This is a genomic window from Rhizobacter sp. Root404 (assembly GCF_001425865.1).
Lineage (GTDB): Bacteria > Pseudomonadota > Gammaproteobacteria > Burkholderiales > Burkholderiaceae_C > LMDS01.
In genome coordinates this window covers 613,187-621,153 of record NZ_LMDS01000001.1, presented here as the reverse complement: position 1 = coordinate 621,153, position 7,967 = coordinate 613,187, and the positions used below count along the sequence as shown (strand labels likewise).

General features: G+C 72.7%; 5 protein-coding genes. All 5 read right to left on the bottom strand.

What is annotated here, in order from left to right; translation table 11 throughout:
- Positions 1-169: 169 nt before the first annotated feature.
- Positions 170-1,030 carry an efflux RND transporter periplasmic adaptor subunit gene (locus tag ASC76_RS02865; RefSeq protein WP_082548664.1) on the bottom strand — a complete coding sequence of 287 codons (861 nt, stop codon included), beginning with the start codon at positions 1,028-1,030 and terminating at the stop codon, positions 170-172.
- Positions 1,027-3,051: a preprotein translocase subunit SecA gene (locus ASC76_RS02860; protein ID WP_056462058.1), complete on the bottom strand. Its 2,025-nt coding sequence runs from the start codon at positions 3,049-3,051 to the stop codon at positions 1,027-1,029. Before ASC76_RS02860 ends, ASC76_RS02865 begins: the two co-directional genes overlap by 4 nt.
- Positions 3,044-5,203: a hypothetical protein gene (locus ASC76_RS02855; RefSeq protein ID WP_056462054.1), complete on the bottom strand. Its 2,160-nt coding sequence runs from the start codon at positions 5,201-5,203 to the stop codon at positions 3,044-3,046. Before ASC76_RS02855 ends, ASC76_RS02860 begins: the two co-directional genes overlap by 8 nt.
- Positions 5,204-5,216: 13 nt before the next feature.
- Positions 5,217-7,085: an HlyD family efflux transporter periplasmic adaptor subunit gene (locus ASC76_RS02850; RefSeq protein ID WP_056462052.1), complete on the bottom strand. Its 1,869-nt coding sequence runs from the start codon at positions 7,083-7,085 to the stop codon at positions 5,217-5,219.
- Positions 7,086-7,148: 63 nt separating this feature from the next.
- A complete protein-coding gene (locus ASC76_RS02845; protein WP_056462050.1) occupies positions 7,149-7,943 on the bottom strand; it encodes a SapC family protein in 795 nt (264 codons plus the stop codon).
- Positions 7,944-7,967: the final 24 nt, after the last annotated feature.

The window sequence follows — 7,967 nt, the reverse complement described above, 5'->3', positions numbered from 1 at the left end:
GGACGGACTCCGGCTCGAGGCGCGCCGGAACCCCCGTTGGAACACACTCAGGTATACCGAGACCGGACGCTCACAGTTTGTAACCGCATGAACTAATTCACGGAAGTTAACTTTTCTTGTACCCCCTAGTTTGGGGGTGACGTAACTCCGGATGGCAAACGCGTACGTCTCAGGGGGCTGGACGGGCGGGCGCGCGAGCCGTCGGCGCCGGCGCCGCCAGACCGTCGAATTCGGCCTGGCAACGCAGCCCGCCGGGCAGCGCCAGCGTGGGGTTCGGCAGCTCCAGGCGGGCGACGAAAGTGCCGCTGGCGGCGTCGATCACCTTGTCGACCAGCTTCACGCTGGCGGCGTGCCGGCCACCCAGGCCCTGCGGCACGACCATCGCCTTCATGCCCGGCTTCAGCTGGCCGAACAGCGCCGCGGGGAACACCACGTCGACCCGCAACGGGTCGATCTGCGCGATCTTCAGCATCGCCTTGCGGCCGGTGCCGGCCTCGGCGATGTCGCCGGGGTTGAGCATGCGGTCGACGACCACGCCGTTGAACGGGCTGCTCATCGTGCGCAGGCTCAGCAGGTCGAGCGCATGGCGGTGCTCGATCTTCGCGAGCTCGCGGTTCTCGGTCGCGGCCTGCAGTTCGCTCTCGGCGACGCGGCGCTCGGCCTCGGCCTGGTCGCGCGACTCGGCCGAGGTGAAGTTCTGCTGCGCCAGCTCGGTGGCGCGGGCGAGCTTCTTGGTCGCGTAGTCGAGCCGGTTGCGCGACTGGTTGACCGGCCCCTGCATCTGCGAGCGGTAGCGCGCCGACTCGGCCGCCGAGCGCTCGGCGTTCGAGACCAGCTCGACCAGCGGCTGCCCCTTGCGCACCGCGTCGCCGCGCTGCACGTAGACCTTGTCGATCAGGCCCTCGGCCGGGCTGCGGATCTCCACCGTCTGCCACGCGTCCATCAGGCACTCGAAGCTGCCCGCGCGGGCGGCCGTGGGCGGCAGCGCCGCGAGCGAGGCGACCAGCGCCAGCGTCATCCGTGTGTTCATTCGCCTCTCCCCGAAAACGCCAGCAGGCGCGACAGCTGCCGGTCCTGCTTCAATGTCTGCATCCGCACCTCGGCATGGCGCCGCTCCGCCGCCGACTGCGCGACCCGCCGCAGCCATTCGGTCGCCCACGGCGGCAGCCCGTCGGGTGCCGTCGCCGCGCGCGCGCGCAGCCAGCGCGTCAGGTGCGGCGCCTGGGTGCGGAACAGCTCGTCGTCGAGCGCGACGAAGGACTCGCAGCTGCCCGGGTCACCCTGGCGCGCGCAGCGGCCGAGCAGTTGCCGGTCGACGCGGCGCGAGTCGTGGTATTCGGTCAGGATCACGTGCAGCCCGCCGCGCTCGGCCACCCCCGGGTCGAGCCCGATGTCGGTGCCGCGCCCGGCCATGTTGGTGGCCACCGTGACCCGCCCGGCCGCACCGGCGGCGCCGACGATCTGCGCCTCCTCGCCGTCCTGCTTGGCGTTGAGCACCACATGCTCGATGCCGCGCTCGCGCAGCACCGCGCTGATCGCCTCCGAGGCCTCGACGGTGCGGGTGCCGATCAGCACCGGCCGCTGCTCGTGCGTCGCCTTGTGGCGCACCGCCTCGGCCACCGCCTGCCATTTGCTGGCCGCGTCGGGCAGGCCGCGCGCTGCGGCGGCGATGCGGCGCGACGGCTTGTGCAGCGGCACGCGCGCCACCGCCAGGCCGTAGGTGCGCGCGATCTCGCCGGCCACCTCGGTGGCGGTGCCGGTCATGCCGGCCAGGCGCAGGTAGCGGCGGAATAGGCGCTGGTAGGTGATGCGCGCGAGCGTCTCGCGCTTGCCGGTCAGCGCCACGCCTTCCTTGGCCTCGATCATCTGGTGCAGGCCGCGCTCCCAGGCGCGGTCCGGCATGATGCGACCGGTCGATTCGTCGACGATCTGCACCTTGCCGTCGACGACCACGTACTGGCGGTCGCGCGCATACAGGTGCACGGCGGCCAGCGCGCGCTGCACGCTCTCCTCGCGGTCACGCGCGAACTCCCATGGCGACGCGTCGAGCTCGGCGTCGAGCCGCTCGATCTCCTCGCGGCCCGCGTCGGTCAGGCGAATCCGCAGATGCGTGCGTTCGACGACGAAATGCGCACCCTCGGCCAGCGCCCCGGCGATGTCCAGCGCGATGCCGCAGGGCTCGGCATCGGCCCCGGCATCGACCGTCGTCGACAGGATCAGCGGCGTGCGCGCCTCGTCGATGAAGACGCTGTCCGCCTCGTCGACGATCGCGAACACCAGCCCGCGCAGCACGACCGAGCCGGCGCGCTGCCGCCCCTCGCGCACGCCCTCGACCGCCAGGTGCAGCAGGCTCGCGCGGTCGCCGAGCGCGGCGCGGTCGCGCAGGTAGTCGAACGCGAGTTCCTTGTTGCTGGCGTAGGTCACGTCGCCGGCATAGGCGGCGCGGCGCTGCGGGTTCGGCATGTCGTGCACGACGGCGTTCACGCTCAGGCCGAAGAACTCGTACAGCGGCGCCATCGTCGCCGCGTCGCGCTCGGCCAGGTAGTCGTTCACGGTGATCACGTGCACCGGCAACCCGGCGAGCGCCGCAGTCACGGCCGGCAGGGTCGCCGCGAAGGTCTTGCCCTCGCCGGTGGCCATCTCGACCAGCGAGCCGCCGAGCAGGAACCAGCCCGCCATCAGCTGGGTCTCGTAGTGGCGCTGGCCGAGCACGCGGCTGGCCGCCTCGCGCACCAGCGCGAAGGCACGCGCCACCGGCTCGAACGCGAAGCCCTCGCGCCGCAGCATCGCGCGCAGCTGCCGCGCCTGCGTGCGCAGCTGCGCGTCGTCGCAGGCGCTCGCTTCTGCGCCGAGCGCGTCGACGCGCGCGACCAGCGCCCGCGCCCGACGCTGCTGCAGGCCGCTGCCGCGCAGCAACGGCATCACGGCGGTGCGCCATACGCCGGTCGCGATCCGGTCGTGCAGCGGCGGCTCGGGGTCGTCGCGCTCGACATACGGGCGGCCGGTCGCGATGTCGCGGGCCTGCAGGCGCAGCAGGCGGGTGCTAGACATCGAAGTGGGTCAGGAACAGGCGCCGCAGCGCGCGGTAGGCCTGGGTGGCGAGCGGCGCGTCGTGCAGCTCGAAGCGCACGTGGACGCGCTGGCCGAACGCAGCCGAGCGGCCGAGCGATTCGAGCGGCTCGACATCGATCTCGAAGATGCGCGCGAGCGTCTTCTTGCCCTGCGGATCGCGCGGATCGGCGGCGATGCGCCCGCCGCCGGAGGCGAGCAGCGCGCGGCTCGGCGCCTCCGCGGTGCCGGCCGGCACGACGCGCGCGACGCGGCCCGGGATCACCCGGCCGATGTCGTCCGCGAGCCGCAGCCCGACGCGCTTGACCGCCGCCTGCACGCCGTCGATCTCCGACTGGTCGACGACGACGCGCACGACCGGCGTGGCGCCGTCCAGCACATGGCCGAGCACCTCGCCCTGGCGCAGGTGACGGCCCGGCAGGTCGTTCGGCCGGGACACCGTGAAGACGCCGGCGGTGCGCGCCGAGATCGTCAGCTCGGCGGCACGCGCCCGCGTGCGCTCGACCGACTCGCGCTCGAGCAGCAGCTGGTCGCGCACCAGGTCGGCGCGGGTGCGGTCGACGACGAACTCGTTGCCGTAGGTCGCCTCGAGTTCGGCGACGCGGGCCTCGCCCAGGCGCAGCTGCGCATCGAGCGCCGGGTCGACGCTGCGCACCAGCGGCGTGCCGGCGGCCACGGTCTCGCCCGGCGCCACCAGCAGCCGGCTGACGAAGCCCGGCGCGCCGGCCCGCAGCGTCGCCTGCTCGGGGAGCCAGATCACGCCTTCGGCCTGCATCCGGTACGGCAGCGGCACGAACACCGCGGCCAGCGCCAGCGCCGCCACGCCCAGCCCGGCCGCGGCCAGGATGCCCGAGCGCCGCTCGCGCAGGCCCGGGCGACGCTGGATCTGCGAGACCGCGCGCCACAGCGGCGCGATCGCCATCATCGCGACGGCCCACAGCGCCAGCACGACCCCGAAGAAGAAGAACCGCGAGCCGATGAACAGCGCGATCGCGACGGTGACTAACAGGCGGTACACGGTCGACGCCAGGCCGTAGAACGCGAACCAGACGCGCTCGCCGGCGGTCTCGGCCGGCGAGACCGCGTCGCGGCCGCGCAGGATGTAGCGCTCGACCAGGTAGCCCCAGTAGCGCGTCGCGCGCTGCGCGAGGTTCGGCAGTTCGGTCAGGTCGGCCAGGATGTAGTAGGCGTCGTAGCGCAGCAGCGGGTTGCCGTTGAAGACGAGTGTCGAGACGCCGGCGACCAGCATCACGTTGAAGCAGACCGCGCGGGTCATGCCCGGCTCGGCCGCGCGCCAGACGTAGAACGCGAGCGCGGCGACGAACACCTCGACCAGCATGCCCGCGGCGCCGACCGTGGCGCGCGCCCAGCGCGAGCGCAGCACCGTGGCGGCCGACGCGTCGACATACGGCACCGGCATCATCACCAGCAGCATCACGCCCATGTCGTGGACCTCGCCGCCGCCCGCGCGCGTGGCGGTGGCGTGGCCGAGTTCGTGCAGCGCCTTGATGACCGGGAACACGAGCCCGAGCAGCAGCAGGTTGTCGGCCTGCAGCACCCGGTCCGAGAGGTTGTGCGTGAGCTCGGGCCAGGACTGCGGCAGCAGCACCAGCGCCGGCAGCACCACGGCCAGCCACAGCAGCCCGCCAACGGGACTCCACAGCCGCCGCCACCACGGTGCGAAGCGGTCGAGGAAGCGCCCCGGGTCCCACAGCGGGATGCGCACCGCCATCGGGTTCATCCACGAGCGGCGCTGCTTCGAGCGCGCGGTCTTCTCGCCGCGGTCGAACAGCTCGAGCGCATCGGGCGGCACGTTGGTCGCGAGCAGGTCGCAGCTGTGCAGCTGGCCGAGCAGCTGGATCAGCTCGTCCTGGGTCGGCGCATCGGCGCCGAGGTGACGCTGGGCGAGCCGCCACAGGTCCTGCATCGTGCGGCGCCCGTCCATCGCCGCGAGGATCAGCCGCGCGGCCGGCGTGAAGCGGTGCACCCGGCCCGAGGCCGGGTCCTGCAGCAGGTACCACAGCGCGCCGCGGTAGCGGTGGCGGTGCAGCTTGGCGCGGGCGAGCAGGTGCGGCTGCAGCGTCGCCACGCGGTACCACAGCGTGCTTTGCAGCGGCGCGTTGGAGGCGGTCATCCCGGGCGGCCGCTCAGGGCATCCAGTTCCAGAGCGCCAGGCGCGCCCAGTCGACGAAGCTGTGGGTCCAGATCCAGAGCAGGCTGCGCTCGCCGACCACGACCTTGCCGACGCCTTCCATGCCCGGCCGCAGGCTGGCGACCGGACCGTCGATCAGCGCCTCGACCCGGAACACGTTGCGCCCGTCGACCTGCGTCGCGACCGGCGTGATCGCGCTGACGGTGAACGGCAGCGCCCGGTCCGGCAGCGAGGACAGCACCAGCTCGCCGCGCTGCGCGAGCGCGAGGTGGGCGATGTCGCGATCGTCGACCTGCAGCACCACCCGGTAGCCGGCGAGCGGCGCGACCTCGAACAGCAGCTTGCCCAGCTCGACCGGCGTGCCGATGCTCTGGCTCAGGTCGCCGGACACGACGACGCCATCGAACGGCGCGATCAGCGTGGTGCGGGCGAGCTTGTCCTGCGCCAGCGCGAGCTGGGCCTCGGTCTGGTTGATCTGCGCCTCGATCACACCCATCGTGCCGCGATCGGCCTGCGCCATCGCGACCTGGAACTTGCGCTGCAGCTGCTCGCGCTCGGAGTTCCACTTCGCGCGCTCGAGCTTCAGGTCGCGGTCGTCGAGTCGCGCCATCGGCTGGCCGGCGCGGACCGTGTCGCCGGCGCGCACCAGGCCCTCGGCGATGAAGCCGTCGAACGGCGCCACCGAGGCGAGCTGGGTCGAGCCCTCGATCACGGTGCGCGCGGCGACGCGGTGGTCGGCGTGGATCAGCGCCAGCGCCAGCAGCGCGACGCCGACCAGCCCGCCGATCAGCTTGGCGCCCGGGTGGCTCGGCCCGAACGTGGCCTGCAACGCGGCGCGGCCGCCGTCGCGGGCGCGCTGCCACCACGGCCGCTCCTGCTGGCGCACCAGCACCCACAGCGGCGCCAGCATCACGCCGAGCGCGCGCACGGTGCGCTGCTCGGATTCGCTGAACGCCGGGCCGGTGTTGCGCTCGAGCGTGATCACGCCGATCGTCTGCGCCTCGTGCAGCAGCGGCACCGACAGCAGCGCCTGCACCTTCAGCGCGCGCGCGACTTCGGCATGGGCGATCGCGCCGAGTTCGTCGTCGTCCGCCACCGGCAGCACGACCGCGACGCCCAGGTCCAGCACCTCGTCCATCGCCTCCGCGATCGTGCGCACCAGGTCGGAACGGCGGTCGAAGGTGGCGGTGTGCGACAGCGCGATCGGCACCACCTCGCCGCGGTCCTCGAAGCCGATCGACACGCGGTCGCACTGCATCAGCATCGCGAGTTCGTTGGCCACGGCCAGGGCCGAGGGCTGGAGCTGGCGGTGCTGCAGCGCGCTGGCCATCAGCTCGTTGAGCAAGCCCACGCGCGCGAGCTCGGCTTCGCGCTCGCCGAGCAATTGCTGGCGGAAGTGGTCGATCAGCCAGGCGCTGGCCCAATGGATCTGGCGCAGTGCGTTCTGCAGGCCGCCGACCGAGCCGGCGCCCATGTCGAGCACGACCGCACCGACCAGCCGCCCGTCGATCTCGACCGGGTAGCCGACGTGCGCCGCGCCGTCCGCGCCCGGCTCGCCGCCGCCCGGCGCGGTGACGACGCCGCTGCGCTCGGTCAGTGCGCGCTGCGCGACGCTGCCGAGGTACTGCAGGTCACGCTGCGGGTCGGGCCAGGCGGCGGCCACGCCGTAGGCCCCGCCCACGCCGTCGCCGACCAGCAGCAACGCCGCCCGCGCGCGCTCGATGCGGGTGCCCAGCAGCGCCAGCCACGAGGCGAAGAATTCGGCGCTGTCCGCCGCGCCGATGAAATGCGTCCAGGCGGTCGACTCGGCGCGCGTGCGCTGCTCGTCGGCGATCGAATAGACCGAGGCGGGTTGTCCGGACATGGTTCAGCGTCGGCCACGTGGCCGGGGTGCGCCCATGCGCCGCCCCGGCGACGCGAGCCGCCTTCAGTGGACTGCGGGGGCCTCGGCCGGCGCGGCCTCGGCGTCGGAGGCGGCGGGCTCGGACACATCCGGGGCCAGAGCGCCGATCAGCCGGTCCTTCACGTCGCTGAAATTGCGCATCGAGTACAGGTGCAGGTAGAGCAGTTCCAGCTCGTCGGTCTTCGCGAGCGCGGCCAGCGCCTCGCCGTCGAGCGCGCGCAGCTTCGACCGCGACACGACCATGAAGCCGCCCAGCGTCAGCTTCTCGCCCGCCGGGGTGACCACCTGGGCCTGCATCGGCTCGAGCAGCCCGAGGTCCTTGAGCCGCTTGCAGAACAGGCGCGTGCGCTCGAAATGGGCCTGGTACTGCTGCAGGAACTTCAGCACCTGCTGGGTGTAGGGCGAGGCCTTCGCATCCTCGCCGAACAGCGGCTGGCCGCGGCCCTCGCGGTTCAGGCCGGGGTGCGATTCGTCGATGCACAGGGTCAGCGTCTTGCGGTCGTCGCTGGCCGAGAACACGAACGGGTAGCGGCGGATGAACGCCGGGATGTACTTGGCCTGCCAGTGCGCATCGGCCGACAGATACAGGTTCTGGTCCGGGCGCACGCCGAGCACTGCGGCCGGCAACACGTCCTCGCCGGTGGCGGCGAACACGATCGCGTACTCGGTGGCGGCGCGGATGAACTCCACCGCCATCAGCGGCACGGCGTTGACGCCGGCGCTGAACGCGTAGGTCCGGTCGGGGTCGAGGCACATCTTGCCGTGGCGTGCGGCGGAGACCGGGACAGCGGATTCGTAGATCAGCAACTGCTTGGGCATGGTGGCCTCTCCCCCTGGTTTTCG

What these genes read in the sequence shown, in the direction of transcription:
- ASC76_RS02860 (WP_056462058.1), bottom strand. Translation starts at nt 3,051, where the DNA reads ATGTCTAGCACCCGCCTGCTGCGCCTGCAGGCCCGCGACATCGCGACC.
- ASC76_RS02845 (WP_056462050.1), bottom strand. Translation starts at nt 7,943, where the DNA reads ATGCCCAAGCAGTTGCTGATCTACGAATCCGCTGTCCCGGTCTCCGCC.
- ASC76_RS02855 (WP_056462054.1), bottom strand. Translation starts at nt 5,203, where the DNA reads ATGACCGCCTCCAACGCGCCGCTGCAAAGCACGCTGTGGTACCGCGTG.
- ASC76_RS02865 (WP_082548664.1), bottom strand. Translation starts at nt 1,030, where the DNA reads ATGAACACACGGATGACGCTGGCGCTGGTCGCCTCGCTCGCGGCGCTG.
- ASC76_RS02850 (WP_056462052.1), bottom strand. Translation starts at nt 7,085, where the DNA reads ATGTCCGGACAACCCGCCTCGGTCTATTCGATCGCCGACGAGCAGCGC.